This is a genomic window from Streptomyces pyxinae, from assembly GCF_024756275.1.
Lineage (GTDB): Bacteria > Actinomycetota > Actinomycetes > Streptomycetales > Streptomycetaceae > Streptomyces > Streptomyces pyxinae.
Genome location: NZ_JANUGQ010000016.1, coordinates 60,615 through 86,022, shown reverse-complemented (window position 1 = coordinate 86,022; position 25,408 = coordinate 60,615). Strand labels below are relative to the sequence as shown.

Below are 25,408 nucleotides of genomic sequence, written 5' to 3'. Positions count from 1 at the left end.
GACAACGGTTGACGGCGGAGCTGTGTCCGGGAATCACCTTCCCAACCCCATACCCGCAAGGGTACGGCGCCACTCCCCCGCTGCCCAGTGTCCACCGCCCTGTCACGGTGCTCACCCGGCGTCCCAGGGAGCATGCACGAGCCCGACCCGGAAGGCAATGCCGGGTGGCCCTTACAGGCGTCGACTCGCCAATTCGCGTACTCCCGTGGCGCCTGAGTCCGTCCACCCGTCGCACGGAGTCACCGGCGCCGCCGCAGGAGGGGACCGCGCCCGGCGGCCCCCGCCCGCGGGGAGCCGCCCGGAGCAACCGTCCGGGGGAGCCGGGGGAGGTCCGGGGGCCCGGGGGCGGGACATCCGGAGGGACGGCTTCAGGGCCTGAGGGCAGCTGCCGGAAGGTGCGCCGGAGGCGGATGCCGGGGCGGACGCCAGGGGCGCTCGGAGGCATCCCGGGGCCCCCGGAGGGCGCCGGGGCGCCTTCGAGGGGCGACGGGCCCCGGAACGCGCCCCCGGGCGGCACCGGCCCGTGCCCCGGCACCCCCGGGCCGGCCCCGGTGTGCTCCCGGACCCTCCGGACCGTCCGGGTCGGCCCGGAGGCGGGCGGGACAGCCGCAGGGGCCACCCGGCCCGGCCGGAGCCGGGCAGGTCCTCCGGCCGGGGCGGCCCGGGCCGCCCCGGGGGCGCCGCCCGGGGACCGCCCCGGCCCGCCCGGGCGCCACCGGGGCACCGCCCTGGTCCGCCCGGGTCGTCACCCCGGGCCACTACGGTGCTGCTCGGGGCGTGTCCGGCGGCCCCGCCGGAGGTGGGCCGGGGGCTGCTCGGGAGCGGCCCATACCTCCTCCGGGGGATGAGTTCGCACATCCGCACCCACTGGTTTTCAGCCAACTTCACCTGAGGGGTGCTTCCGCACCGAAATGGCCTGTCAACCCCCTTGCCACCAGGGAAGAAAGGACCAAAGGCGGCACGCGCACCCTACGCGGATGGGCCATGCGCGAGATGCGCCCTTCCCTGAGCGGCTCCGGGGTGAAACCCTTCGTGATCGAATGCTTCGCGCCAAGTTGCCTTGTCGACTTAGTGCCGGTCGCGAGACATGTCACGCCGGCACCACGGGACGCAGTAGATTCGATCATGACTGTCGAAGACTGGGGACTCGTGCAAAACCGAGGGGAAACGTGCAGGAGCGACAGGACCTAGGAGACGCGAAAACCGAGGGGGGCTTAGCGTCATGAGCCAGGACTCCGCCGCACCGGAGGCCGGACGGAAACTGTCCGGACGCCGACGTCGCGAGGTCGTCGCAGTGCTGCTGTTCAGCGGCGGCCCCATCTTCGAGAGCTCCATCCCACTCTCCGTGTTCGGGATTGACCGCCAGGACGCCGGAGTGCCCCGCTACAGGCTGCTGGTCTGTGCGGGGGAGGACGGACCTCTCCGTACCACCGGGGGGCTGGAACTCACCGCCCCCTACGGTCTGGAGGCGATCAGCAGAGCCGGGACGGTCGTGGTGCCGGCCTGGCGGTCGATCACCTCACCACCACCCGCCGAAGCGCTCGACGCGCTGCGCCGGGCGCACGAGGAGGGCGCCCGGATCGTCGGACTGTGCACCGGGGCGTTCGTACTCGCCGCCGCCGGTTTACTGGACGGGCGCCCGGCCACCACGCACTGGATGTACGCCCCGACGCTCGCCAAGCGCTATCCGTCGGTCCATGTGGACCCGAGGGAGCTCTTCGTGGACGACGGCGACGTGCTGACCTCCGCGGGGACGGCGGCCGGGATCGACCTCTGTCTGCACATCGTGCGGACGGACCACGGTGCCGAGGCCGCCGGGGCACTCGCCCGACGGCTGGTCGTACCGCCCCGGCGCAGCGGCGGCCAGGAACGCTACCTGGACCGGTCGCTGCCCGAGGAGATCGGCGCCGACCCGCTCGCCGAGGTGGTCGCCTGGGCACTGGAGCACCTCCACGAGCAGTTCGACGTGGAGACGCTCGCCGCGCGGGCCTACATGAGTCGCCGGACCTTCGACCGGCGGTTCAGGTCGCTCACCGGCAGCGCTCCGCTCCAGTGGCTGATCACCCAGCGGGTGCTCCAGGCCCAGCGGCTGCTGGAGACCTCCGACTACTCGGTGGACGAGGTGGCCGGGCGGTGCGGTTTCCGCTCGCCGGTCGCGCTGCGCGGGCACTTCCGCCGCCAGCTCGGTTCCTCGCCCGCCGCGTACCGGGCGGCGTACCGGGCCCGGCGCCCGGGCAGTGACGCTCCGCCGCCGGAGGCGATGGTGCCGTCCCAGCTGTCGCCCGCCGTCCGCCGCCCGGCCCCGGCCGGCATCGCGGCGGGACCCGGCGACCCGGGCCGGCCGCACGCGGACGCCTTCGGTCCGGGCCGCCCCGCGCTGCCCGGCCAGCGGACCGTGCACTAGGCGGGAGCCGTCGGAAGCAAGGAATCAGTACGAGGAGGGGGCCGCCGTGTGGCGGCCCCCTCCTCGTACGTGCCCTCTAAGGTAGGACGCATGAACGACCGTATGGTGTGGATCGACTGCGAGATGACCGGGCTCTCGCTGACGGAAGACGCACTGATCGAGGTGGCCGCGCTGGTCACCGACTCGGAACTGAACGTGCTGGGCGAGGGCGTGGACATCGTGATCCGTCCGCCGGACGCCGCGCTGGAGACCATGCCGGACGTGGTGCGGCAGATGCACACCGCCTCCGGCCTGCTGGACGAGCTGGCCGCCGGCACCACGCTGGCCGACGCCGAGGAGCGGGTCCTGGCCTATGTGCGTGAGCATGTGAAGGAGCCGGGCAAGGCGCCGCTCTGCGGAAACTCGGTCGGCACCGACCGGGGCTTCCTGCTGCGGGACATGCCGCGCGTCGAGGAGTTCCTGCACTACCGGATCGTGGACGTCTCCTCGGTGAAGGAACTGGCCCGCCGCTGGTACCCGAAGGCGTACTTCAACAGCCCGGAGAAGAGCGGCAACCACCGGGCGCTGGCCGACATCCGCGAGTCCATCGCGGAGCTGCGCTACTACCGGGAGGCGGTCTTCGTGCCGCAGCCGGGCCCGGACTCGGACGCGGCCAGGGCCATCGCCGCCCGCCATGTCCTCCCCGCTCCCCCGCAGCCCCCCACCGCCTGACCCGGCGCCCCGCCCGTACCCCCGCCGCCCCGCCCCGCCCGCCGTCCCCCCGGCGGCCCGGGCGGCGGCCGGGCCCGTCCTCCGGCACCGGCCGGACAGCGCCCCGGAGCGGCGGCGCGAAAGGTGGGCGCGAGCACCCTCCCGGACCCTGTACACTTTTTCTCGGCCGGTCGGAAAGAGACCGGTCGTGGTGGGTATAGCTCAGCTGGTAGAGCACCTGGTTGTGGTCCAGGATGTCGCGGGTTCGAGTCCCGTTACTCACCCTCTCAGGGAGAAGCCCCTGATCCGCGGAGACGCGGATCAGGGGCTTCTTCGTTCCCCGGGCCGGCCGGGACACAACAACCCGCGGCCAGATTCCCCTCGCCGGGCGGGCCACCGGCCAGGACCTGCACCCAGCACATGACGGACTCGCTACCCGGACCGCCCCGGGTCACTCGGACCGGACCGCCCGGGTGCTCCGGTCCAGTGAGCGCCCGCAGATCCTCCTCAAGGATGTGGGTGGTCTCGATCACGCCGGGCCCCACAGGCCCCCGACCGGAGAGCGGCGGCCAGGTCCCGGGCCGTATCGAGGTCGAGAGTCCCCAGGGCGATCTCGGTTTCGGCCCGCACCGGCCGCCGTACGGGTACAGCCCCGTGTCCGTGCAGCCGCCCATCGTCCTCTTCTGGACCGACCCGTGAAGACGCAGAGCTCACCTCCTTCGGTGGCACCAACGTCGCCTTGCACGAAGACGAAGTGGACGTGCTCCTGAGGTTGGACGACGCCTGGTCGGCCCTTGAGAGTGCCGAAAGCATCACCCCAGGCGCCATCGCCGCACTCAGCCGGGAACGTCAGGCCCGGTACCTGGTCACCACGGCACGCGCGAAGGCACTGACACGACGACGGGACGATGCTGTCCGAGACATTCTCACCGCTGAAGAGCTCGCTCCCGAGGAAGTGCGGGGGCCATCAGTTGTCGGATTGGTAGCTGACCTGATGGAACTTGTGCCCTCTCCTGGGCAGCAGTTGACTGGTCTCGCTCGGCGCTGTGGACTTCCCGTATGACCGCCCCCGTGCTCTACCTGATCGCGACCGCCGCCGGGCCCACCCAGTACATCGACACCGGCGTGCGCGCCGCCCAGGCAGACGGTTGGGACACCTGCCTCATTCTCACTCTCACGGCAGCGACCTGGTGGAGGGACCGTCTCACTATGCTGGAAGAGCTGACCGGACACCCGGTGCGGCACCAGTACACCCTCCCTGGGGAATCCGGCGGCCTGCCGAAGGCGGACGCGATGCTCGTTGCCCCGTTGACCACGACCAGTGCGTGCAGGTGGGCCGCAGGGATCAGCGGCACGGTGGCGCTCGGAATCCCGGCGGAGGCCGTGCACCTGGGCGTGCCCGTCGCTGCGATGCCGTTCTGGTCGACCGCACTCGGCGCCCAACCCGCCGTGCCCCGGGCGGTGGACACCCTGAACCGTCAGGGCGTCCGTGTGGTCTTCGGACGAGACGAACCACATGCCCCTAAGCAGGGAGACTCCGAGAACTTCCCCTGGGAGCACGGACTGGCCGCGGTACGAACAGCTACGGCCCGGCGGTGATCTCCTCGGCACGGGCCCGCAGTTTCACGTCCTGCCCGCCCTCGGGGAACACCGGGGTGAAGTGCACCCGGCCCACCGCCATGGAAGCGATTGACGCCCAGGTTCCCGTAGCCGTATTGGGGGCCGAGCCCCCTCAGCCTTCAGTGGCGGACGTCGGACCGTGGCCCGAGGCACCGGCGCCGGCGAGGGTGGCTGACCGGCTGTTCAACCAGGCTCCGGTTCCGCCGGATAGGAAGCGATTGACGCCCAACAGCAGGTGAAGGAAAACAAGGCTGCTTGCTACCATCGCCGCAGCTCAACAAGTGTGGTCCCCGTACGCACGGGGGTGGTCCGGTAGTACTGTCCGATCTCCCCGGATCACTCCGGGTGGTCCCCGTACGCACGGGGGTGGTCCTTCGACATTCGTCGTGAACCCTGGCATGTGTTGGTGGTCCCCGTACGCACGGGGGTGGTCCGTCCTGGGGGCAGGCGCGCGGCATGGCCCGCCGGTGGTCCCCGTACGCACGGGGGTGGTCCGGGCTACTACGCCACCGATCTCTTCGACGCCTGGTGGTCCCCGTACGCACGGGGTGGTCCCTGCTCCGGCAGGGGGCCGCGAGGACAGCGGCGGGGCCCTCGCTGACTGGCGGGGACGACACCTGTCGGCCGGTGGCTCGGGTGGCCGGTCAGTGTGCCAGGAGGTCGATCACGCCCGTCAGGTCCTCCTCGCCGCTGCCCTGGGCCAGGCGGCGGCGCATCAGCTCGAAGTAGGGGGTGAGCAGTTCGGGGCTGACGCCCTGGTGTTCGGCGGTGCTCAGGAGGGTCGGGGTACCGGCCACCTGCATGGCGAGGTTGGAGACGACGCCCTTGGTGTAGTCGCCGCTCCGCAACTGGTCGGCGGTCCGGTGAACCGCCGGGGCCATCGCGACGAGCCAGTCGGCGAGCAACGGGGCGAGTGCCGTGGGGTCGATGTCCTCCTCGCGGATCAGGGCGAAGGCGTGCGCGGCGCCGGCGAACATCCCGTACATGGCGCTGAGCAGGGCCACGTCGTGCAGGGCCGCGAAGCCCGGGTCCTCGCCGACATAGGTGGTGCCGGCCGGGACGCCCAGGGTCTCCCGGTGGCGCTCGAACAGCTCCCGCGAGCCGCTGTGGAAGACGTAGCCGCCGGCCTCCGGGACGCCGATCATCGGCGGGACGGCCATGATCCCGCCGTCCAGGTAGCGGGCGCCGCGCTCGCGGGCCCACTCGGCGCGGGCGCGGGCCTGGGCGGGGGTGCTGGTGGTCAGGTTGACCAGGTCCCGGCCGGCCAGGTCGGTGCCGGCCAGCACCTCGTCGACCGAGGAGTCGTCCAGCAGGCAGAGGACGACGAGGGTGTTCGCCGCGACCGCCTCGGCGGCGGTGTCCGCGACCCTCGCCCCCTTGGCGGCGAGTGGCGTGGTGCGGGCCGGGGTGCGGTTCCAGACGGTGAGCGGATGGCCGGCGGCCAGCCAGGCGCGGGCCAGCGCGGTGCCCATCGCGCCGAGGCCCAGCAGCGTGACGGGCGTCTTCTCAACGGTGTTTGGTGTCATGCCGATTAGGCTGGTCACAGGCCCGGAGTTGATCAAGTACGCACTTGAGGGTGGGTGGTTACCCCGGGGTGAGCGAGCAGGTCGGAGGGGTGGGGCATGACGACGCTGAATCGGCCGGGCACACCGGGCGGACATGTCTGCGGGATCGACTCCGCGATGGAGGTGATCGGCGGCAAGTGGAAGGTGCTGATCCTCTGGGCGCTCCACGAGCGCCCCCGCCGTCGCTTCGGTGAGCTGCGCCGGCTGCTTCCGGGAGTCACCGAGAAGGTACTGGCCTCTCATCTGCGGGAGTTGGAAGCGGACGGTGTCGTGCGCCGTGTCTCCTACGACGAGGTGCCGCCCCGCGTCGAGTACTCGCTGACCGAGGACGGCCTGCGCCTCAACGAGGCACTCCAGCCGCTGGCCGCCTGGGGGCGCGAGCGACCGGTGCGACCCGGTGGGCACCCGCTGCCGGGGTGAGCTCGGGTCGGCCGGAGCCGAAGTCCGGCCAGGTCTTCCGGCCGCTCCTCAGCTTCGGTCCGGTACGTCACGGGCGGCCGGCTCGGCACCGGCGTCGAGGGCGTCGAGGGCGTCGAGCACCGCGGCGCCGTTCGCTCTCGCCCACTCCGTCAGCATGTGGATGGGATCGATCAGCGTCGCCCCGAGCGGGGTGAGTTCGTATTCGACGCGGGGCGGCGCCTCGGCGTAGGCGTGGCGGCGGACGAGTCCGTGCGCCTGGAGCCGCCGGAGCGTCTGCGTGAGCATCTTGCGGGAGATGCCGCCGATCAGCTTGAGCAACTCGCCATGGCGAACCGGGCCCTGGCTGAGGCCGTAGAGCACGACCACCGTCCACTTGTCGGCGATCAACTCGATCGCCAGACGCCCCGGGCAGTCTGCGAGAAAGGGATCACCGGGACCGAAACCGCTCATGGCGCCAGAGGTACCCGCCGGCTTCTCAAGGCACCTGCCGGTGCCCGCCGGTTCCTCGGGCACCTGCCGGTTCCTGCCGGTTCCTGCCGGCTTCTCAGGCACCTGCCGGTTCCTGTCGGAAACCTAGCCTGGAATCTCTCCCTCTTCCCGAGCAAGGAGAGTCATGCGAGTCATCACCCAGCAGACGTACGGCGGTCCCGAGGTACTCACCATCGTGGACGCGCCCGAGCCCCAGCCCCTCCCGACCGAGGTAGTCGTCCGCGTCAGGGCGATCGGGCTGAACCCGCTGGAGGCGCGGCTGCGCGCCGGCGAGTTCCCGCTGATCGGCCCGCCGCCGTTCATCCTCGGCTGGGACATCAGCGGCGTGGTGGAGGAGTCTCCGCTGACGTGGCGGTTCAGGCCCGGCGACAAGGTGTTCGGGATGCCGCTGTTCCCGCGGCCGGCGAGCGCGTACGCGGAATTCGTCTCGGCGCCGGCGCTGCACCTGGCACGGAAGCCGGCCTCGCTCTCCCATGTCGAAGCCGCCGCGCTCCCGGTCGTCGGGCTGACGGCATGGCAGGGGCTCGTCGACCTCGCCGGCGTCGGTGCGGGCGATCGCGTCCTGGTCCACGGCGGTGGCGGCGGGGTCGGCCACGTCGCGATCCAGCTCGCGAAAGCCCTCGGCGCGCACGTGATCACGACCGCCACCGGGAGCAAGCGGGAGTTCGTCGAGGGTTTCGGCCCCGATGAGGTGATCGACTACACGGCGGTCGACTTCACCGACGCGGTCCGCGACATCGACGTCGTGCTCGACACGGTCGGCGGCGACACCGCCGAGCGGTCCCTCGGAGTGCTCCGGCCCGGCGGTCACCTGGTGACGGCGACCGCCGAGGACGACCCGGCGCTCATCGCCAGGTACGAGGCGGCGGGCATGCGCTTCAGCGGTATCGCGGTCGACCCCGACCCGGTCGCCCTGCGCGGTCTCGTCGGCCTCGTCGCACAGGGAAAGCTCCGGGTCCATGTGCAGGAGACGTTCCCCTTCGAGCATGTCACCGACGCGCACCGGCTGCTCGACAGCGGTCACCTCCGGGGCAAGCTCGTCCTCACCCTCTGATCCTCGTGCGACTGGTGTGAGCGCGGAGGCCGGGCCCGGGCGCCTGCCGAAGGCTGCGGCAGGTGCCCGGGCCCGGGTGGTCACCTCATCGGTCCGAAGCCGGCCGGCGGCGGCATCCGGCCCGCCCGGGCGCCGCTCAGTGGAAAGCGACAGACCATGCGTGCGACACCGTACGGACCTGTGTCGGCAGCAGAATGGTGATGAAGTTCTTGCAGGCCACGTCCGAGTACACGTAGGCGATGCTGTCGGTGGCGTTGACGATCACGGCGGGATCGCCGGGCCAATTGCTCGCATGGCAGCCGGTGGGGTTCTCCCAGCGACCGCCGTTGAAAAGCAGGGTTCCGTTCGCGGCCGAGGCCGATGGAGCCAGACCGAGCGTGAGCGCGAGGCTCGAGCCGAGTACTCCGAGTGTGGTGGCAAGACGCCGCATGCGAAGAATCTCCCTTGATCCGAACCGTCGGCCCCGCCCCGCACCAGTCCGGTGGAGGGCGGCACCTGAACGATCCGAGCGTGCCGGGCACCCGGTCCGCTCCGCCACAGGATCCGGGCACTTCGGGACGCTGGAACGCGGAAACACCGTCTGACCAGGACGGACGCGGGCTGCCTGGAACGGGGAGCTGGAACGCCCGGCGCCGTTCCCCCCGTCAGCCGCTGTACCGGTGCTCCCCCGGGCCGAAGTCGTGGGCGCGGGTCCAGTCGGCGGCCCGGTGGCTGAAGGCGCGGGCGGCGGCGCTCTGATAGGTGCTGTCGCGACGGAGAAGGGTGACGGTACGGGAGGGGAGGGCGGGGGTCAGGGGGATCGGCGTCAGGTGCGGGTTGTCGTGGGTGACGGCGTCGGGGAGGACGGTGGCGAGCGGGGCGCGGGCCACGATCTCGGTGAGGGCGCTGACGGAGTCGGCCTCCACCGCGATCCGCGGCTGCGTGTGGTGCTCGGCGAAGTGCCGGTCGATGTGCCGTCGGGTGGCGAAGTCGCCGCTGAGCAGGGCGAGACGGCGGTCGCGGAGGTCGGTCACCGGCAGCGGGCCGGGGTTCTGGCTGTCCGGGTGGCGGGGGCCCACGACGAGGCTGAGGGTCTCGGTGAACAGCGCGGTGGCCTCGATGCCCGGGAGGTGGTCGCCGGCGAAGGCGATGCCGAGGTCGAGCCGGTCGTCCAGGAGGTCGGCCTCGATGCGGTCCTGCGCCAACTCGCGTACGTCCAGGGTGATGCCGGGGTGGCGGGCGCAGAAGTCGGCCACGAGCGGGCCGGTGAGGTAGGCGGTGAAGGTGGGGGTGACGGCGAGGCGGAGGTGCCCGCGGGAGAGGTCCCGCACGTCCAGCACCGCCCGCTCGCCCGCCGCGAGGTCCCGCAGCGCGCGCCGGGCGTAGTGGACGTAGGCACTCCCGGCGTCGGTCAGGCGCACGGTGCGGGCGGTGCGGTCCAGCAGCTGCACCCCGAGGGCCTTCTCCAGCTGCCTGATCTGCTGGGACAGGGTGGGCTGGGAGACGCGCAACTCCTCGGCGGCACGGGTGAAGTTGGCGTGCTCGGCGACCGCGAGCAGATACCGCAGATGACGCAGTTCCGGCTTCATGGGCACAACTATAGATATGGTCGATAGTGATCGGTGGTACTGCGTCTTGGACGCTATAGATGCTGGTCATGCAGAGTGAATGACATCAGCCCCACCGACCACCGATCGAAGGGAGTGAGGGCATGCGCCATCTCGCCCGGGGAATCGACCGCTTTCAGCGCGAGGTCTTCCCCACCAAGGCCGGGGTCTTCGCCCACCTGGCCACCCACCACGCGCCGCACACACTGTTCATCGGCTGTTCCGACGCCCGCGTGGTACCGGAACTGATCACCCAGAGCGATCCGGGCGAGCTGTTCGTCATCCGCACGGCCGGCAACCTCGTGCCCGCCTACGCGCCCCGCACGGACGGCATCGCGGCCAGCGTCGAATACGCGGTCGCCGCGCTGGGTGTGCGGGACATCGTCGTCTGCGGGCACTCCGCCTGCGGCGCGATGACCGCCCTGGCCGAAGGCCATGACCTGGGCACGATGCCGACGACCGCGGACTGGCTGCGCCACGCGGACGCCGCACGGGCCCGCACCACCGCCCCCGGCGTGGACGCCCTCGTACGGAGCAACGTCCGCGCCCAGCTGGCGAACCTGGTCACCCATCCGTCGGTGGCCCGCGCCCTGGAGCAGGGCACGGTCAGGCTGCACGGCTGGTGTTACGACATCGGCAGCGGCGCCGTCGAGGAACTCGACCCCAACGGCCGGACGGCCGGCCTCCCGGTCTGATCCCGGCCTCTTCACACCTGGTCCCCGCCCGCCCTCGCCCGGCGACCGGGGCCACCCCGGAACCCACCGCTCCCCACCACTCACCGGGAGCGGCACACCGAAAGGAAACGCCTCTCATGGTGCACGCCCAGTTCGACACCACCGCCCGCCAGGTCCTGGCCGTCAAGGCCAACGAGGCGAAGATCCGCAAGGACCTGTCCTGGCAGCAGATCGCCGACGCCGCCGGTCTGTCGGTCGCCTTCGTCACCGCCGCCGTCCTCGGCCAGCACCCGCTGCCCCAGGCTTCGGCCGAGGCCGTCGCCGAGCTCCTCGACCTGGACGCCGACGACGCGCTGACGCTGCGGACCATCCCGACCCGCGGTTCGATCCCCGGCGGCATCCCGACCGACCCGACCATCTACCGCTTCTACGAGATGCTCCAGGTCTACGGCACCACGCTGAAGGCCCTGGTACACGAGCAGTTGGGCGACGGCATCATCTCCGCGATCAACTTCAAGCTCGACGTGAAGAAGGTGGACGACCCCGAGGGCGGCGAGCGCGCCGTCATCACCCTGGACGGCAAGTACCTGCCCACCAAGCCCTTCTGAGGCCCGGAGGCGACACCCCCTGGGCGGACCCCGGTCGGCTACGCGTGCCGGCCGGGGTCCGGCCGGGCCGTCGTCAGGGCCTGGTCGCGGAGGAGGATCTTGTCGGGCTTGCCGGTGGGGGTGAGGGGGAGGGTGTCCAGCCAGGTGACGCGGGCGGGTTCGTACATCGGGCCGCGCCGCCGCCGGACCCACGCGCGGATCTCCCGCTCGGTGAGCCCGCCGCCGGGCGCCCGGACGACGGCGGCGTGCACCCGCTCCACCCGGTCCTCGTCCAGGACGCCGAAGACGGCGCTCCGCGACACCCCGGGATGGGAGTTGAGCAGGTCCTCCAGCTCGGTGGTGTACACATGGCCACCCACCACGACGATCATGTCCTTGAGCCGGTCCACGATGGTCAGATAGCCGTCGTCGTCCAGGAAGCCGATGTCGCCGGTGTGCACCCAGCCGTCCCGCAGCACCTCGGCGGTCAGCTCGGGGCGCTTCCAGTAGCCGGTCATCATCTGGGGCGAGCGGACGCAGATCTCGCCGTGCTCGCCGGGCGGCAGATCGTGACCGGCCGGGTCCCGGACGGCGACCTCCACGCCGGGCAGCACCCGGCCCGCCGAGCGCAGCCGGTCCGGGCGCTCCGGGTCGTGGTCCTCGGGCGTGAGCACACTGATGCCGCCCGCCTCGTTCTGCCCGTAGAACTGGACCAGCACCGGCCCGAACCGCCGTACCGCGTCCGCCAGTCGGGCCGGGGACGCCTGGCAGCCGCCGTAGAGGACGGCGCGCAGACCGGAGGTGTCGGTGCGGTCGGCCGCCGGGTGGTCCAGCAACTCGTACAGCATCGGCGGCAGCAGGAAGAGATGGGTGATCCGCTCCCGCTCGACGGCCGCCAGTACCGCCCCGGCGTCGAAGCCCTCCTGGAGCACCACGGTTCCGCCGGAGCCGAGCACGGCGTCGGTGAGCAGCCCCACGGCGTGCGCCAGGGTCGTGCACACCAGGAGCCGGTCGCCGGGGCTCCGGGGGCCGGGCAGGCTCGCGTACCAGAGGCTCAGCTGCGCGAAGGTGGTGCGGATCGCCTTGGGGTGCCCGGTGGTGCCCCCGGTGTGCCGGACGACGCAGATGTCCTCCGGTCCGGCCCGGCCGGTGAACGGCTCGGCGGACTCCCGCGCGGCCGGCTCCAGCAGATCCGGGCCGGCCGCCGAGGAACCGAGGGCGAGAACCTCCAGCCCCGGGACCAGGGCCGTCAGCTCGGCGGCACGGGCCTCCTGGCCCCGGCCGGCGACCAGGAACCGGGTCTCCACGTCCCGGACCAGGGCGGCCTGGGCCTCCGCCGCCAGGCCGCCGTAGAGATGGGTGATCCGGCAGCCGAGCAGATGGGCGGCGTAGCGCACGGCGATGGTCTCCGGCGCGTTGCCGCAGAGCAGGGTGACGCCGTCGCCCCGGCCGGCCCCCCGGCCCTCCAGCGCCCGGGCCAGCCGGTGCACCAGGTCGCGGAACTCACCCGCCGTGAAGCGTCGTTCGCCGTGGACCAGCGCCTCCCGGCCGGGGTCCTCGCCGAGCGCGGCGAGCACCGCCCCGGCATGGCTGACGTGACTGACCCGACCGACCCCGTCGGCACTGGTGGACACCTGGGCACTCCTCGCGTCGGCACACCGGTACGCCGGTTCCGGCTCTGGCTCCCCGGTGATCGCCCCCGGGGTCACCCGGTGATCGTCCCCGGCCGCCGTCCCGGGCGGCAAGGCGATCGGGCGTCGACCCCCCGACCGGATGACCGGTTTCCGGCCACCCGGTCGGTGCGCCGGCGCCCGGCCGTCACACGGTGATCCCGGTGCCGTCCGGGAAGGTGACCCGTACCTCCCCGTCCGCCACCGCGCAGCTCAGCGACGCCCGCAGCGCCGCACAGTCGGCCGGGCCGGCCAGGGCGGCCGGAGCGGTTGGGCCGCCGGCCAGCGCGACCAGGGTGACGTAGAGACCCGTCCCGCCGGGATGGCCGGAGCGGCGCAGGTACGGGGTGGCCGAGTGCGTCCCGTACGCGTTGGCCCCGGTCTCCCCGGAAACCCCGCTCCCGTTCTCGTCCTCGCCCTCGTCCCAGCCGTGCAGGGCGATCACCGTGCTGGTCAGGCCGGACGCCGACCGGGCCAGCGCCCAGCCGGGCCCCTCCCCGGCGTCCGGCGGCACCTCACCGGCGACGGCGTACCCGCCCTCCCGGACCGTGACGCCCTCCGGCGCGGTGACCCGGTGCACCCGCAGCTCCCAGGGGCCGTGCAGCACGCTGGTCGTCTCGATCGGGTACGTCTCGTCGCCGCCGGGCAGCCGGGCGTCGTGGCGGGAGGCGGCGCGGCGCCCTTCGCAGCGCAGCGGCTGGATGCTCACCCGCCGGGAGGGGGTGCCGTCGGGGCCGATCAGCGCCAGGTGGTTGCCGACGTTGCGTGCCCGGGCCTCCGGCGAGGTGTCGGGGGCGGTGGCGGTGGAGTAGCCGAACTTCGCGTAGTGCGGGTCGTCGGTGGCCTCGGTGCCGGGCCAGTTGAGGTCGCTGCCGTGGTTGACCAGCCGGACGATGCCGTCGCGCGCGGTGCCGTGCAGCAGCCAGCCCGGCGCGGGCAGGGCGGTGTACTGGTCCGACTTCTCGACGGGCAGGGGGAGTTCGGGCTCCGTCCAGACCGGGTGGTCCGGCGGCAGCAGCAGGCCCAGGAAGCCCTTGCTGACCCAGTACGGCGACGCCGGACCGGAGTACGGCTGGGTGGCTGGCAGAAACGTCCCGTACCAGCCGAGCGGCATCAGCCCCCGTTCGTCCGGGGCGCCCCGCTCGGCGAAGTGCCGGGCGGCGCCCGAGCCGAGGCGGCGGGTGAGCCCGGGGGCCAGGGGCGTACAGCCGGTGAGCGCGCCCATCCACACCGGCGCGGTCGCGGCGAACCGGTACGTCAGGGACCGGCCCTGGTGGACGGGGGCGCCGTCACCGCCGAAGAAGTGCGGATAAGTGGCCAGAAACAGCCCCAGACGCTCCCGGTAGACCTTGGCCCGGCCGCCGTCCGCGCCGGTACCGGCCGCACGCGTTCCGTCCCCGCCGGTCCCGGCCGCACCGGTTCCTTCCGGGTCGGCCATCCGCGCCCAGAGCAGCGGATAGAAGTGCATCGCCCAGGCGTTGTAGTAGTCGAAGTTGCGCCCGGTGCCGTCGCTGTACCAGCCGTCCCCGACGTACCACTCCTCCAGCCGGTCGAGCCCGTCCTCGATCTCGCCCCGGTTGTGCGGGGCCCCGACGGAGGCCAGGAACTGCTCCGATATCACCTGGAACAGCCGCCAGTTGGTGTCCCAGGTGTGCCGGCCGACGAAGCCGGAGAGCCAGTCCACCACCCGCTCCCGGGCTCGGGTGTCGAGCCGGTCCCAGATCCAGGGCCGGGTCTCGTGCAGGGCGACCGCGACCGAGGCGGCCTCCACCATCTGCTGGGAGCGATCGGTGAGCGCCGGCCAGGCTTCGGGGCCGTCCGGATCGGTGCCGCTGATCAGGCCCTCGGTGTACCGCTCGACCAGCCGGGGATCGACCGGTCCGCCCGCCCGCCCGGCCCCCGCGATCCGGAACGCGGCCAGCAGAAAGCTCCGGGCGTACCCTTCGAGCCCGTCCGACACCTCCCCGGCCCAGCTGGTCCGCCCGGGCAGCCGGTACTGCGCGAACCCCGGTGTGGCGTACGGGACCACGGCGTCCAGCAGCCGGTCGGCCAGCGCCTCCCAGTGGTCCCGGGTCCAGCCGGTCAGCGGGGAGCGCGTCCGGTCTTCGGGCGGCAGGGGCAGGGGCGAAGGGGTCTGCGGTGAGGTCATCCGGGGGCACGCTCCTCGGTCGCGGACGGACCCGGGCCGGAACCGGAGCGCCGCGCGAGCCGGGCGGGACGCACCGGGCGGACGGGACCGGCGGGACCGGCGGGACCCGGGCGGAACGCGGCCAGCATGGAAGCGCTCGCCGTCCGTCCGCAAGGGCCGCCGACCGGATCACGCCGACCCCGGGGCCCCGGGTGGCTCCGGGGCCGGACCGGGGCCGTCGCGAAGGACCCGAGGCCGGTTCGAAGAGCCCGGGGCCGGTCCGAAGAGCCCGGGGCCGTTGCGAAGGGCCGGAGCCGGTCCGAAGGGCCCGGGACTGCTCAGAGGGACCCGGGGCCGCCCCTGAGCCCGGACGGGCCGGTCCTCAGCCCAGCCCGTCCGCCACGTCGAGCGCCATGCCCCAGGGGTACGACCGCTGCTCCCCGGGCTCATGGGGCTCGAAGCCCTCGGGGCCGTACAACACCCGTACGCCGGCGGCCCGCAGGGTCTCCAGGGACGGCCCGAACCGCGGGTGGCGGGCGCAGGCGGTGTTCAGGCAGGGCATCACCGCCGTCGGAGTGCCCCTGCCGACGGCCTCGGCCGCGTACCCGGTGACAAGGGTGTCGGTGAGCCCGAGGGCCCAGCGGTTGACGGTGTTGAGGGTCGCCGGCGCGACGAGCAGCGCGTCCGCCGGCGGCCACACCTCCGGCTCACCGGGCCGTTCGTACGCCCACCGGACCGGGCGGCCGGTCAGCGCGGACAACCCGCCGATGCCGTCCCGCAGCCAGTCGGCGGCCGTGGGCGTGAGCCCCAGGCACACGTCCCACCCCCGCGTCTGGGCCTCCTCGACGACACCGGCCACCTCGAACACGGGCGGGGCGGCGGAACAGAACAGATAGAGCGTCTTTCTCACGGCCCATCACCTTAGGCGCCCGCCCTCCGGCTCCCCCTCCCACCTGGGCGTTTCACGTCGTGGTGGGAACGGGGCGCCCGGATGCCCCCGGGTCGGGCGCACCGACCGGTCACCCATTCGAGGGATAGGGGGTGGAATGTCACCCGGTCGGGGCACCGGGCGGAGACGCTGGCTCCGGCACGGGAGACACGATGAGAAGTGAGGAGTCGCGGCGTGGTGCTGGAGCCGCCGTCCTGCCCCCAGTGCTCCGAGCGGCCGCTGTGGAAGGACACCAGTCGTACGACTCCGGCCCGGCCGGAGCTGTGGCACTGGTACTGCACCGGCTGCCGGAAGCGCTGGCAGCCCAACCACCAGGACAAGTTGAGGTTCACCCACGGAGCGCGGACAGGAGCGGATCGTCCGGGCGGCCCGCCACCGGGGGCAGCCCGCCCGGGTCCCGTTCAGTCGTGGGGGACGGCGACCTCGTAGGCGATCTCCCAGCGGCGGTCGGGGACGGTGAAGTCGGCGGTCTCGACGGGGCGGCCCTCGGTGTCGTAGTAGGTGCGCTCGATGATGGTGACCAGCTCCCCGACGGAGATGCCCAGCAGGTTGGCCTGGGCCTGGGTGGCGCGGGCCGGGCGGGGGACCTCCACGGCTCGGGCGACGGTCACCCCGACGGTCCTCATCCGCTTCACGATGCCGGCGCCGGCGAACGGGCCCATCTCCGGGAGCACCACGGGGGTCTTGTCGGTCAGGGCGAGCGGTTCCCAGGACTCCCCGAGCTGCACGGGACGGCCCTCGAGCAGGTACTCGTAGTGGGTGCAGACCGTCATGTCGCCGGTCTTGATGGCGAGCCGGGCGGCGATGTGCTCGGGCGCGGGCAGCCGGGCGGAGCTGCGGGACTCGTAACTGCCCTTTCTGCCCTTCTCGGCCATGGTGGCGACGAAGGAGCCGCCGACCCGGCTGTGGGCCGAACGGGAGCGGAACATCCGCTGCCGCAACCGGGGTTGGCGCACATAGGTACCGGAGCCCGCGCGGCCCTCCAGCAGCCCTTCGATGATCAGTAACTCCATGGCGCGCTGGGCGACGGACTGGCCGATGTCGTACTCGGCGGCGAGCTGGGCGCGGCTGGGCAGCTTGTCGCCGATGCCCCACTCCCCCTCCTCGATCCGGGCGCGGAGCGCCTCCGCCACCTGGAGATAGGGCGTTTCGCGTGCCATCAGCGCAGCTCCGAGGGGTTGTACACCGGGTTGTTCAGTGCGGTCCGGGACGGTCCGGCGTGGTCCGGCGTCGCTCAAGGGGTCGGTCGGGGGCAGGGCAAGGGGTGATCGGGGCCGGCCGGCGGAGTCCGGCGGTGGACCCGGCGGGTCCGGGGCCGGCGGGGCGGGCCCGGCCGGGCGGTCGGCCATCGACAAGCTAACCCATCAGCTACCGCCCGCACAGCGAGATGCCGGAAAGCCCTCCGAAGGTGGGGGCGGGCTCGCCCCGGGAGCCGCTCGGGACCCAGGAGCGCCTGGGGAAAGGCTCGTTGGCGACTCGGGCGGATATCTGTAGTGAACGATATAGATCTGATAGGTTGATTTTTATAGCGTTCACTTCAGAAAAGAGGCCCCATGCCCGCATACGCACGGACGGTGCGCCGCACGGACGACGGCTCCGCCCCCGGACTGCTGCTCGCCCATGGCGCCGGGGGCGGGGTGTCGGCCAACTACGGCCCGGTGCTCGACCGCCTCGCCGCCGGGCGCCGGTTGGTCGGGGCGGACTACCCCGGTACGGGGGTCACGCCCCGCGCCACCGTGCCGCTCGAACTCGACGAGCTGGCCGAGGGGTTGGTGGCCGCAGCCGACGCGGAGGGGCTGGAACGGTTCGCCGTCGCCGGGTACTCGCTGGGCGGCGCGGTCGCGGTACGGATCGCCGCCCGGCACCCGGAACGGGTCACCGCGCTGGTGCTCACCGCCCCGTTCGCCCGGCCGGACCACCGGCTGCGGCTGACCGCCCAGGTGTGGCGGGACCTCGCGGCGGACGGCCGGCCCGAGGTGCTGGGCCGGTTCATGGTGCCGCTGGCCGCGGCCCCGGAGGCGCTGGCGGGCCTCTCGGCCGAGGAGGTGGAGGAAATCGCCCGGGTCGCCGGGGAGACGGCGCCGCCCGGTTCGCCCGAACACGCCGACCTGGTGGCCCGGCTCGACGCCCGGGGCGACCTGGCGCGTATCACCGCCCCGACCCTGGTGATCAGCACCACGGCGGACCGGCTGGTGGAGCCCGCCCTGCACCGGGCCGTCGCGGCCGGCATCCCGGGCGCCCGGCTCGCCGAACTGCCCACCGGTCACTTGCCGTTCGCGGAAGCCCCGGAGCGGTGGGCGGAGTTGACGGACGGCTTCCTGCGGGAGACCGAGGGGCGCTGACCCGATGAGGGGGGGAGCAGAAGTGCGCCCCGGCCGGGTGGGGGACCGGCCGGGGCGCGTGTGGGGGGAGGGAAATGGTCTGGTCGGCCTCCCGGCCGCCCCGTTCCGGACGGGGGGAGGGGGAGGGCATCGAGGGAGCGGAGGGGGTGAAGGGGGTGGACTGCCGGCGGCCCCGGGGGGGTGAGGGCCGCCGGCAGCCCACGAGAGGGTGGCTAGTGGAAGGCGGCGAACGCCTTGGTGAAGGCCAGCGGCTGCTGGACGATCGAACTGCAGGTGGCATCCGCCCGGTTGGCGGCGCCGCCCGGGCACTGCTTGTCGCGGGTGGCGGACCACATCGACAGCCGGGCGAGGCCCTTGGACTTGGCGAAGGCGGTCAGCTGAGTGGCGTCCTCGACCGTGAAGGTCTCCGTCGTCACATCGTTGACCCCGATCATCGGCGTCACCGCCACCGCCTTCCAGGCGGCCGCCTCCGAGAGCCCGAGCACGCCCTTGATCTGCGCCTGGGTCGCGGTGGCCGCCTGGATGGCGTACTGGCCCATGTCACCGCTGTAGGCGGCTCCGTAGTCCATCGCCATGACATTCACCGCGCCGATCCGGACCCCGTTCCGCTTGGCGTCCGCCAGCAGGTCTACACCCGGCTGGGTCAGCCCCTCCGGCATCACCGGCAGGGTGAAGGACACGTCGAGGCCCGGGTGAGCCTTCTGGAGGCGGGCGATGGCCTGTGCCCGGCGGGAGTTGGCGGCGGTGTCCGGCAGGGCGGCGCCCTCGATGTCGAAGTCGACCTTGGTCAGCTTGTACGCGTCCACGACCGTGCCGTACGCGGCGGCCAGCGCGTCCGCCGTGGTGCAGCTCAGTCCCAGTTCACGGCCGGCGGCCCCGCCGAACGACACCCGGATGTCCCCGCCGCCGGCCCGCAGGGCGCCGATCTGGGCCGCCACCTTGTCGTCCGCCAGCCCGGTGACCCCGCCCCAGAGCGGGGCGCAGGAGCCCCCCGAGGTGACAAAGGCGAGGGTGAACTCCTTCACCCCGGTTCTGGCGGCGGTGTCGGTGAGGTCGTACGCCGGGTGGAGCGAGGTGTCGACGTACGGGGCGAACCGCGCGACCGTCGCCGTGCCGTCGCCCGGCGGCCGGGTGGGGGCCGGATCCGTGGGCTTCGGCGAAGTGGGGGGCTTCGGCGCCGGGGTGGACGGCTTGGACGAGGCGGGCGGCTGGGAGGCCGTGGGCTTCGGCCGGCTCGGCACCGGCTGGTCGGTGGGGTGGCCGGTGGGCTGCGGGGTGGGGCCGCCGCCCGCCGAGCACGCCGCCTTGTCGATCAGGCAGCCGGTGGGGTCGGCCGCCTTTCCCGTGGCGCCGGTGCCACCGGATGCCGCGGTGGTCTTGGTGACGAAGCCGACCGTGACCGAGGCACCGGGCGCCAGGCGCTTGTTCCAGCTCGCGGGCCGCACCGTGACATGGCGGCCGTTCACGGTGTGCTCGCCGTTCCAGAGGGAGTTCACCGTGGTCCCGGCCGGAAGGTCGAACTCCAGCGTCCAGTCCTCCCGCACCGCCTTGGTGTCGTTGGTGACGACGTACTGGCCGGTGTAACCGCCGTCCCAGGAACTGGCCCTGGTGTAGACGGCACCGACACCGGCCGCCTGGGCGGTGCCGGTGAGCACGAAGGCCGCGCCGCCGGCCAGCCCGGTCGCCAGCACGGCGCCGATCGCCTTGGCCGTACGACTCGTCCTGCGCCGGTGGGTGGTTCTGGGGCCCATGATTCGGGTGCCTGCCTCTGTGCCGCGTGGTGCCTTCGGTGGGGTGGTACGAGCAGCACGCTAGCGGCCCCGAAACGGACAAACACCCAGTTCGGGGCGGTCGTTGAGGATCTTAGGGTCCGCTTAAGGAAGCCATCGGCGGGCGTTAATGAAGGGAGGGTGCGAAACCCCTGCGGGCGGCGGGAGAAGTGCCGGCGAGCGGCTCCAGGGGGCGCCACCGGCGCCGGCCGGCTCCACGGTCACGGTCACCACCGGCCGGCTCCACGGTCACGGTCGTCCACGGCCCGGCGCCCGGGCCGATCGAGGCCGCGTGGCCGCCCCGGCCTGGCGCCGAGCGCCTGGACCCGGCCGGTGCTCCGGCCGGCCGGGAACGTACGGGCCCGGCGCCCGGACCTGGCCTCGCCCGCCGGGTCGCCCCCCATCGGGCCCGGCCCCCGGCCGGAGCAGGCGGGCCCGGCGACCGGCGCCCCGGCCCGATCGGGGCTACGTGGCCGCCCCGCCCTGGCCCCACCCGCCGGGTCGCCCCCCATCGGGCCCGGCCCCCGGCGGACCCGGCACGGCGGCTCCCGGTCGGGCCGGCCGGGGCGCGCGGGTCCGGCAGGTTCACCCCCGGGCGCGGCCCCGGCGGACCATCCGGCGGACCCGGCGGACCCGGTGGCCGCGCCGTCCCGGGGCGCCGCGCGGGGAGCGGCCGGGGCCCCGGCCGTCCAGGCTCAGCCAGATCCGCACCTCGGTGCCGCCCAGCACCGAGCGGCCGATCCGGACGTCCCCGCCGGTCGACTCCGCGACCCGGCGGACGATGTCCAGGCCCAGGCCCGTGGAGCCGTCCCGGTCACCGCTGTTGCCCCGCTCCAGCGCGGCTTCCGGGTCCGCGATGCCCGGGCCCGCGTCGGAGACCAGCACGATCACCGCGTCGTCCCCGTTGTGCACGTCCACCGCGAACGGGGTGCCCTCCGGGGTGTGCCGGAAGACATTGCCCAGCAGGGCGTCGAGCGCCGCCACCAGCTCCGGCCGGGCGACCGGGATGCGGACCGGTCGGTCGATGCCCGCCACCCGGACCGTGCGGTCCTCGTCCTCGGCCAGCGCCGACCAGAACGCCATCCGCTCCCGCACCACCGCCGACACGTCGCACCCCGCCCCCGGACCGGCCGCCTGGGTCTGCGGCTTGGCCTCCCGGGCGGTGCGGATGATGGTGTCGACCTCCCGCTCCAGCTGCTCGACCGCCGCCCGGGTCTGCTCGGCGGCCGGACCCTCGCCCAGCGAGGCGGCGTTGAGCCGGAGCACGGTGAGCGGGGTACGGAGCCGGTGCGAGAGGTCGGCGGCCAGCTCCCGCTCGTTGGCCAGGAGTTGGACCACCTGGTCGGCCATGGAGTTGAACGCCGTCGCGGCGGAGGCCAGTTCGGGCGGTCCGTCCTCCGGGACCCGTACCCCGAGCCGTCCCTCGCCCAGGTCGTGGGCGGCCCGGGCGAGCCGCTGGGCGGGCTGGACCATCCGTACACCCAGCCGGTCGGCGACCGCGACCGAGCCGACGATCAGCGCCACGCCAACCCCGGCCAGCACCACCCAGGCGGTGGCCACCCCGTTGGTGACCGCGTCCTGGGGGACGTACACCTCCACGATGGCGATCTGCCCGGTGCCCAGCGCGGTGGGCTGGAGCAGTACGGCTCCGCCCGGCACCTCGGCCACCCCGGCCCGGCCCAGCCGGCGGACCATCGCCAGGTCCTCCTCGCCGGCCCGCCGGGTGCCGATCTCCAGCGGCCGGCCGCCGGTCTCCCGGGAGGCCGGGATGTGCACCGCGAGCCGGCCCGCCGAGCCGTCCTCGGTAGAGGCCACCGCCCGGTCCAGCTCCGCCCGGGCGCTGGTGATGGCGAGCGCCGGGCCGAGCGCGGCGGCCCGGCGCTCGGCGTCCCCGAACGCCCGGTCGCGGGCCATCTCCCGGATCACCAGGCCCAGCGGTACGGCGAAGGCGACGACGACCATCACCGTGACGGCCAGCGCCACCTTGACCAGCGCCCACCTCATCGCCGGGCACCCGCCCGCGCCGCCGGCCCGCCCCCGGTCCCGGTCCCGGCTCCGCAGGACCCCGTACGGGCCGGGCCGGTGACGGTCCCGGCCGTCCCGCCCCCGGTCACCGCGGCGGCTCCAGCTTCACGCCGACCCCGCGCAGGGTGTGCAGGTAGCGCGGGCGGGCGGCCGTCTCTCCCAGCTTCCGGCGCAACCAGGAGAGATGGACGTCGATCGTCTGGTCGTCCCCGTACGACTGCTGCCACACCTCGGCCAGCAGTTCCTTGCGCGCCACCACGACCCCGGGCCGCCCCGCCAGGAAGGCCAGCAGGTCGAACTCACGCCGGGTGAGGTCCAGCCGGGCACCGTCCAGTTCGGCCTGGCGGCGCAGCGGATCGACCGTCAGCCCGCCGACCCTGAGCACCCGGTCGGGCGGCGACTCTCCCGCCCCGGCCCGGGAACGGCGGAGTACGGCCGAGATCCGGGCGGACAGGTGCTCCACCGAGAACGGCTTGATCAGGTAGTCGTCGGCCCCGTCGTTGAGCAACCGGACGATCTCCGCCTCGTCGTCCCGGGCGGTCGCGATGATCACCGGTACATCGGTGATGCCGCGCAGCATCTTCAGGGCCTCCGCGCCGTCCAGATCGGGCAACCCCAGGTCCAGGATGACCACATCGAAGCGGAAATGGGCCACCTCGCGCAGCGCCTCCAGGGCGGTACCGACGCTCCGCACGGTGTGGGGGTCCGTGGGGAGTTCGGTCAGATGCCTGATCAGGGCGGAGCGCACGAACTGGTCGTCCTCGACCACGAGCACACTTGCCATGGGCCGCACCGTACGCCATGTGGGGGAACCGACCGTACGCCGTGTGAGGGAACTGGGGCCGCCGGTGGTGGCGGACGCGGTGATGGGGCACCATGTGCCGGATGCGCAGAGGACTCGTACACGCCGCCGCGTGGTCGCTCGCCACCGGCGCGGCGGTCACCCTCTCCTGGTGGGGCGTGCACACGGTGATGGCCGGGACGGCGTACGACCCGCCGCGTGCCCTGCCGATCGCCGCCGACTCGCCGCCCCCGCAGTCGTCGTCGACCCACCGCCCCCGGCCGCCGGAGTCCCCCGCGCCCACGCGCTCCGCCGCGCCGCCCGCCGCGCGCACGCCGTCCGGGAAGCCCCAGGACCGCTCCCCCGCCGCCCCGCCGAGACCCCGGCCCCGACCGCCGGCCGCGCACGCGGATCCGGCCCCGGACCCGGATCCGCACGACGACGCCGCCCCGGCACCTGGCGGTCCGCCGGCCACGGACACCGGCGAGGTGCGGAGTTACGCGGTGGACGGCGGCCGGGTCGCCTTCGCCCTCGGCACCTCCGCCGCCGAACTGGTCTCCGCCACCCCGGCCTCGGGCTGGCGGATGCAGGTGTGGAAGCAACCCACCTACATCCGGGTCACCTTCAGCCGCGACGGGCGGGAGACCGATGTCTTCAGCACCTGGCACGACCAGTCCCCCACGGTCCTGATCGAACGCCGCTGAGGCCACCCGCGCCCCGCTGCCTCCGGCCGCTCCCGCCCCCGGCCACTCCCGCCCGGGCCGGCCACTCCCGTGCCCGGCTACTGCTCGAAGACCTCAGGGGGCGGGACCGGCGAGGGCTTCGCGGTGGCGTCGGTGACGGGGGCCGCGCCGCCGGTGAAGTCCCGGAGCTCGCGGCCGTGTTCGATGCGGCCGGGGTACGGATCGGTCGCCACCCGCCGGGTCAGCTCCGCGACCGGGAGCGGGGCGTCGGAGCCGAGCAGCACCACATTGCCGAAGCGCCGGCCGCGCAGGACCGCCGGGTCGGCGGCGAGGGCCAGTTCGGGGAAGACGGCCGCGGCCGTGGCGATCTGGCCCCGCACATGGGCCAGCGGGGGCCCGTCGGTGAGGTTGGCCGCGTAGATGCCGCCGGGCCGCAGCACCCGCCGTACCTCGCCGAGGAATTCGGTGCTGGTGAGATGGGCCGGGGTACGGGCGCCGCTGAAGACATCGGCCACCACCAGGTCCGCCCAGCCGTCCGGCAGCTTGCCGAGCCCGGCGCGGGCGTCGGCGGTACGCACCCGGACCCGGGCGGCCGGATCGAGCGGCAGCTCCCGGCGGACGAGGGCGACCAGGGCCGCGTCCACCTCCACGATCTGCTGGGTGGAGCGGGGCCGGGTGGCGGCGAGGTAGCGGGCCAGGGTGAAGGCGCCGCCGCCGAGGTGCACGGCGTGCAGCGGGCGGCCGGGCGGGGCGGCGAGGTCGAGGACATGCCCGAGCCGCCGCTGGTAGCCGAAGGCGAGCCGGGTGGGGTCGTCCAGGTCCACATGGGACTGCGGGGCGCCGTCGACGCGCAGCGTCCAGGCCCGGGGCCGGTCGCGGTCGGGCGCCAGTTCGGCGAGGCCGCCGTCCACCGGAGCCGTCACCGTCTCGGGGACGGCGTCCCGGCCGCCCGTACCCCGCTGTCTCTTTCTCGCCATCCGTCCATTATCCGATTACCGGGCGGCCCCATGCGGCCGATGTGCCGATGTGGCCCTGTAAGGCCCTGTACAGCCCGGTGCGGCCGGACGAGCGGGACGCGGTACGGGTCGCCGGGTCGCCGCCCCGCGCGAAGGCACCCCGGCAGGGACAACGGCCCCGCCGGCGCCCGAAGCCCCGCGCCCGGCAGCTCACCGGGAAGCCGTCGCCCCAGGCCCGGAAGGCCGCCACCCCGGCACCGTCAGCAGCAGTTGTCGGCCACCTCGATCAGCCGTACCGCCTCGCCCAGCGCGTCCCGCAGCACCGCCGGGTCGGTGACCGGGCCGGTGGTGTCCGGGTCCGGGGGCAGCAGCCAGCAGGAGCCGGAGACGGGCGGCTCGGGGGCGGCGGCCGGGTCGGCGTACCGGACGCCCCGGCCCGAGGTGCGGGTGCAGGCACTGCCCGGCACGTCCCAGCCCTCGGCGGTGCCGGGCGGGACCAGAAAGCCGAGGGTGTCGCGGGAGCCGTCGTGCAGCACCGGCCCGATGTCCGGCGCTCCGCCCCTGCGCAGGATGTCGAACGCCTCAAGACCCTGCCGGGCCGGCACGGTGACCACGTCCCAGGCCGCCTCCCCCGCGCCCTCCGGGCGGGCCCGGCCGTCCGGTACGGGCCGGTGGCGTGCGGGGGTGGTCCGGGGTGCGCCACCGGGGCGCGCTGTCGCGTCCATGCCGACCTCCAACAAGGGATTGCCTCCTCGTAGCGTCCCGGGCCCCCGGCCCGGGTCGTGGGTCCCGACTCCGGATGGGCGAGCCCCGGACCGCACCGCCCTCGCGGACGAAACGCTCCTCGGAGACCGCGTCCTTCCGGGTCCTTCCGGGCCACCGGACAACACGTCCCCTCAGACAACACGGCGGGCCTCGCCGCATGGTTCAACGGATCCGCCGCGTCAACAGCAACGGCGGCGCACCGCTACAAAGGATGGCAGTTCATGGCGGATCACGGGTGAGATATCCCGTTT

At 73.7% G+C, this 25,408-nt stretch carries 22 protein-coding genes, 1 tRNA gene and 1 CRISPR repeat array; of the genes, 10 read left to right on the top strand and 13 right to left on the bottom strand.

Annotated elements, in window-relative coordinates:
* Positions 1-1,222: 1,222 nt before the first annotated feature.
* The 4 genes from NX801_RS19240 (at position 1,223) to NX801_RS19225 (ending at position 4,693) form a co-directional block, all read left to right on the top strand.
* Positions 1,223-2,404 carry a helix-turn-helix domain-containing protein gene (locus NX801_RS19240; RefSeq protein WP_258789011.1) on the top strand — a complete coding sequence of 394 codons (1,182 nt, stop codon included), beginning with the start codon at positions 1,223-1,225 and terminating at the stop codon, positions 2,402-2,404.
* A 90-nt stretch (positions 2,405-2,494) separates the two neighbouring features.
* Positions 2,495-3,115 carry an oligoribonuclease gene (orn, locus tag NX801_RS19235; RefSeq protein WP_258789010.1) on the top strand — a complete coding sequence of 207 codons (621 nt, stop codon included), beginning with the start codon at positions 2,495-2,497 and terminating at the stop codon, positions 3,113-3,115.
* A 190-nt stretch (positions 3,116-3,305) separates the two neighbouring features.
* Positions 3,306-3,378, top strand: a tRNA-His gene (locus tag NX801_RS19230).
* A 775-nt stretch (positions 3,379-4,153) separates the two neighbouring features.
* Positions 4,154-4,693 (top strand): flavoprotein, encoded by a 540-nt coding sequence (locus tag NX801_RS19225; RefSeq protein ID WP_258789009.1) that lies wholly within the window; start codon positions 4,154-4,156, stop codon positions 4,691-4,693.
* Positions 4,694-4,997: 304 nt separating this feature from the next.
* Positions 4,998-5,270: a CRISPR direct-repeat array (repeat unit 28 nt; unit sequence GTGGTCCCCGTACGCACGGGGGTGGTCC).
* An 88-nt stretch (positions 5,271-5,358) separates the two neighbouring features.
* Here NX801_RS19225 and NX801_RS19220 read toward each other — a convergent pair.
* Positions 5,359-6,240 carry an NAD(P)-dependent oxidoreductase gene (locus NX801_RS19220; protein ID WP_258789008.1) on the bottom strand — a complete coding sequence of 294 codons (882 nt, stop codon included), beginning with the start codon at positions 6,238-6,240 and terminating at the stop codon, positions 5,359-5,361.
* 96 nt (positions 6,241-6,336) lie between these two features.
* On the opposite strand from NX801_RS19220, the gene NX801_RS19215 reads away from it, so the two are divergent.
* Complete coding sequence (locus tag NX801_RS19215) at positions 6,337-6,699, top strand: winged helix-turn-helix transcriptional regulator (protein ID WP_258789007.1); 363 nt, start codon at positions 6,337-6,339, stop codon at positions 6,697-6,699.
* A gap of 48 nt (positions 6,700-6,747) precedes the next feature.
* On the opposite strand, the gene NX801_RS19210 is transcribed toward NX801_RS19215, so the two are convergent.
* Positions 6,748-7,149 (bottom strand): winged helix-turn-helix transcriptional regulator, encoded by a 402-nt coding sequence (locus NX801_RS19210; protein ID WP_258789080.1) that lies wholly within the window; start codon positions 7,147-7,149, stop codon positions 6,748-6,750.
* 163 nt (positions 7,150-7,312) lie between these two features.
* Between NX801_RS19210 and NX801_RS19205 the strand changes: the two genes are divergently transcribed.
* The gene (locus tag NX801_RS19205; RefSeq protein WP_258789006.1) at positions 7,313-8,242 is read left to right on the top strand and encodes an NADP-dependent oxidoreductase; all 930 of its coding nucleotides are present in this window, start codon (positions 7,313-7,315) and stop codon (positions 8,240-8,242) included.
* Positions 8,243-8,378: 136 nt separating this feature from the next.
* On the opposite strand, the gene NX801_RS19200 is transcribed toward NX801_RS19205, so the two are convergent.
* Both NX801_RS19200 and cynR read right to left on the bottom strand, forming a co-directional pair.
* Positions 8,379-8,672 (bottom strand): hypothetical protein, encoded by a 294-nt coding sequence (locus tag NX801_RS19200; RefSeq protein ID WP_258789005.1) that lies wholly within the window; start codon positions 8,670-8,672, stop codon positions 8,379-8,381.
* Positions 8,673-8,886: 214 nt separating this feature from the next.
* Positions 8,887-9,810, bottom strand: coding sequence for a transcriptional regulator CynR (gene cynR / locus NX801_RS19195; RefSeq protein ID WP_258789004.1), 924 nt, complete (start codon positions 9,808-9,810; stop codon positions 8,887-8,889).
* Positions 9,811-9,932: 122 nt separating this feature from the next.
* On the opposite strand from cynR, the gene NX801_RS19190 reads away from it, so the two are divergent.
* Positions 9,933-10,523: a carbonic anhydrase gene (locus NX801_RS19190; protein ID WP_258789003.1), complete on the top strand. Its 591-nt coding sequence runs from the start codon at positions 9,933-9,935 to the stop codon at positions 10,521-10,523.
* Between the two features lie 116 nt (positions 10,524-10,639).
* Positions 10,640-11,110 carry a cyanase gene (cynS, locus tag NX801_RS19185; protein WP_258789002.1) on the top strand — a complete coding sequence of 157 codons (471 nt, stop codon included), beginning with the start codon at positions 10,640-10,642 and terminating at the stop codon, positions 11,108-11,110.
* Between the two features lie 38 nt (positions 11,111-11,148).
* Here the strand turns inward: cynS and NX801_RS19180 are convergent, their stop codons facing one another.
* The 4 genes from NX801_RS19180 to NX801_RS19165 form a co-directional block, all read right to left on the bottom strand.
* On the bottom strand, positions 11,149-12,723 hold the full coding sequence (locus NX801_RS19180) for an AMP-binding protein (RefSeq protein WP_258789001.1): 1,575 nt from the start codon (positions 12,721-12,723) through the stop codon (positions 11,149-11,151).
* 184 nt (positions 12,724-12,907) lie between these two features.
* Positions 12,908-14,908 (bottom strand): DUF2264 domain-containing protein, encoded by a 2,001-nt coding sequence (locus NX801_RS19175; protein WP_258789000.1) that lies wholly within the window; start codon positions 14,906-14,908, stop codon positions 12,908-12,910.
* A gap of 361 nt (positions 14,909-15,269) precedes the next feature.
* Positions 15,270-15,797 carry a flavoprotein gene (locus NX801_RS19170; protein ID WP_258788999.1) on the bottom strand — a complete coding sequence of 176 codons (528 nt, stop codon included), beginning with the start codon at positions 15,795-15,797 and terminating at the stop codon, positions 15,270-15,272.
* A 440-nt stretch (positions 15,798-16,237) separates the two neighbouring features.
* Complete coding sequence (locus NX801_RS19165) at positions 16,238-16,996, bottom strand: GntR family transcriptional regulator (protein ID WP_258788998.1); 759 nt, start codon at positions 16,994-16,996, stop codon at positions 16,238-16,240.
* A 393-nt stretch (positions 16,997-17,389) separates the two neighbouring features.
* Here NX801_RS19165 and NX801_RS19160 point away from each other — a divergent pair, with 393 nt between their 5' ends.
* Entirely contained in the window at positions 17,390-18,178 is a 789-nt protein-coding gene (locus NX801_RS19160; protein WP_258788997.1) for an alpha/beta fold hydrolase, read from the top strand.
* A 212-nt stretch (positions 18,179-18,390) separates the two neighbouring features.
* Here NX801_RS19160 and NX801_RS19155 read toward each other — a convergent pair whose 3' ends face one another.
* The 3 genes from NX801_RS19155 to NX801_RS19145 form a co-directional block, all read right to left on the bottom strand.
* On the bottom strand, positions 18,391-19,929 hold the full coding sequence (locus NX801_RS19155) for a glycoside hydrolase family 18 protein (protein ID WP_258788996.1): 1,539 nt from the start codon (positions 19,927-19,929) through the stop codon (positions 18,391-18,393).
* 603 nt (positions 19,930-20,532) lie between these two features.
* Positions 20,533-21,951: a HAMP domain-containing sensor histidine kinase gene (locus NX801_RS19150; protein ID WP_258788995.1), complete on the bottom strand. Its 1,419-nt coding sequence runs from the start codon at positions 21,949-21,951 to the stop codon at positions 20,533-20,535.
* Between the two features lie 106 nt (positions 21,952-22,057).
* Entirely contained in the window at positions 22,058-22,756 is a 699-nt protein-coding gene (locus NX801_RS19145; protein ID WP_258788994.1) for a response regulator transcription factor, read from the bottom strand.
* A 92-nt stretch (positions 22,757-22,848) separates the two neighbouring features.
* Here NX801_RS19145 and NX801_RS19140 point away from each other — a divergent pair, with 92 nt between their 5' ends.
* On the top strand, positions 22,849-23,457 hold the full coding sequence (locus tag NX801_RS19140; RefSeq protein WP_258788993.1) for a hypothetical protein: 609 nt from the start codon (positions 22,849-22,851) through the stop codon (positions 23,455-23,457).
* Positions 23,458-23,534: 77 nt separating this feature from the next.
* Here the strand turns inward: NX801_RS19140 and NX801_RS19135 are convergent, their stop codons facing one another.
* The gene (locus tag NX801_RS19135; protein WP_258788992.1) at positions 23,535-24,413 is read right to left on the bottom strand and encodes a spermidine synthase; all 879 of its coding nucleotides are present in this window, start codon (positions 24,411-24,413) and stop codon (positions 23,535-23,537) included.
* 239 nt (positions 24,414-24,652) lie between these two features.
* Positions 24,653-25,117, bottom strand: a complete 465-nt coding sequence (locus tag NX801_RS19130; RefSeq protein ID WP_258788991.1) for a hypothetical protein — start codon at positions 25,115-25,117, stop codon at positions 24,653-24,655.
* Between the last annotated feature and the right edge of the window lie 291 nt (positions 25,118-25,408).

Coding starts and splice junctions, on each gene's coding strand:
- NX801_RS19240 (WP_258789011.1), top strand. CDS start 1,223: ATGAGCCAGGACTCCGCCGCACCGGAGGCCGGACGGAAACTGTCCGGA.
- orn (WP_258789010.1), top strand. CDS start 2,495: ATGAACGACCGTATGGTGTGGATCGACTGCGAGATGACCGGGCTCTCG.
- NX801_RS19225 (WP_258789009.1), top strand. CDS start 4,154: ATGACCGCCCCCGTGCTCTACCTGATCGCGACCGCCGCCGGGCCCACC.
- NX801_RS19220 (WP_258789008.1), bottom strand. CDS start 6,240: ATGACACCAAACACCGTTGAGAAGACGCCCGTCACGCTGCTGGGCCTC.
- NX801_RS19215 (WP_258789007.1), top strand. CDS start 6,337: ATGACGACGCTGAATCGGCCGGGCACACCGGGCGGACATGTCTGCGGG.
- NX801_RS19210 (WP_258789080.1), bottom strand. CDS start 7,149: ATGAGCGGTTTCGGTCCCGGTGATCCCTTTCTCGCAGACTGCCCGGGG.
- NX801_RS19205 (WP_258789006.1), top strand. CDS start 7,313: ATGCGAGTCATCACCCAGCAGACGTACGGCGGTCCCGAGGTACTCACC.
- NX801_RS19200 (WP_258789005.1), bottom strand. CDS start 8,672: ATGCGGCGTCTTGCCACCACACTCGGAGTACTCGGCTCGAGCCTCGCG.
- cynR (WP_258789004.1), bottom strand. CDS start 9,810: ATGAAGCCGGAACTGCGTCATCTGCGGTATCTGCTCGCGGTCGCCGAG.
- NX801_RS19190 (WP_258789003.1), top strand. CDS start 9,933: ATGCGCCATCTCGCCCGGGGAATCGACCGCTTTCAGCGCGAGGTCTTC.
- cynS (WP_258789002.1), top strand. CDS start 10,640: ATGGTGCACGCCCAGTTCGACACCACCGCCCGCCAGGTCCTGGCCGTC.
- NX801_RS19175 (WP_258789000.1), bottom strand. CDS start 14,908: ATGACCTCACCGCAGACCCCTTCGCCCCTGCCCCTGCCGCCCGAAGAC.
- NX801_RS19165 (WP_258788998.1), bottom strand. CDS start 16,996: ATGGCACGCGAAACGCCCTATCTCCAGGTGGCGGAGGCGCTCCGCGCC.
- NX801_RS19160 (WP_258788997.1), top strand. CDS start 17,390: ATGCCCGCATACGCACGGACGGTGCGCCGCACGGACGACGGCTCCGCC.
- NX801_RS19155 (WP_258788996.1), bottom strand. CDS start 19,929: ATGGGCCCCAGAACCACCCACCGGCGCAGGACGAGTCGTACGGCCAAG.
- NX801_RS19150 (WP_258788995.1), bottom strand. CDS start 21,951: ATGAGGTGGGCGCTGGTCAAGGTGGCGCTGGCCGTCACGGTGATGGTC.
- NX801_RS19145 (WP_258788994.1), bottom strand. CDS start 22,756: ATGGCAAGTGTGCTCGTGGTCGAGGACGACCAGTTCGTGCGCTCCGCC.
- NX801_RS19140 (WP_258788993.1), top strand. CDS start 22,849: ATGTGCCGGATGCGCAGAGGACTCGTACACGCCGCCGCGTGGTCGCTC.
- NX801_RS19135 (WP_258788992.1), bottom strand. CDS start 24,413: ATGGCGAGAAAGAGACAGCGGGGTACGGGCGGCCGGGACGCCGTCCCC.
- NX801_RS19130 (WP_258788991.1), bottom strand. CDS start 25,117: ATGGACGCGACAGCGCGCCCCGGTGGCGCACCCCGGACCACCCCCGCA.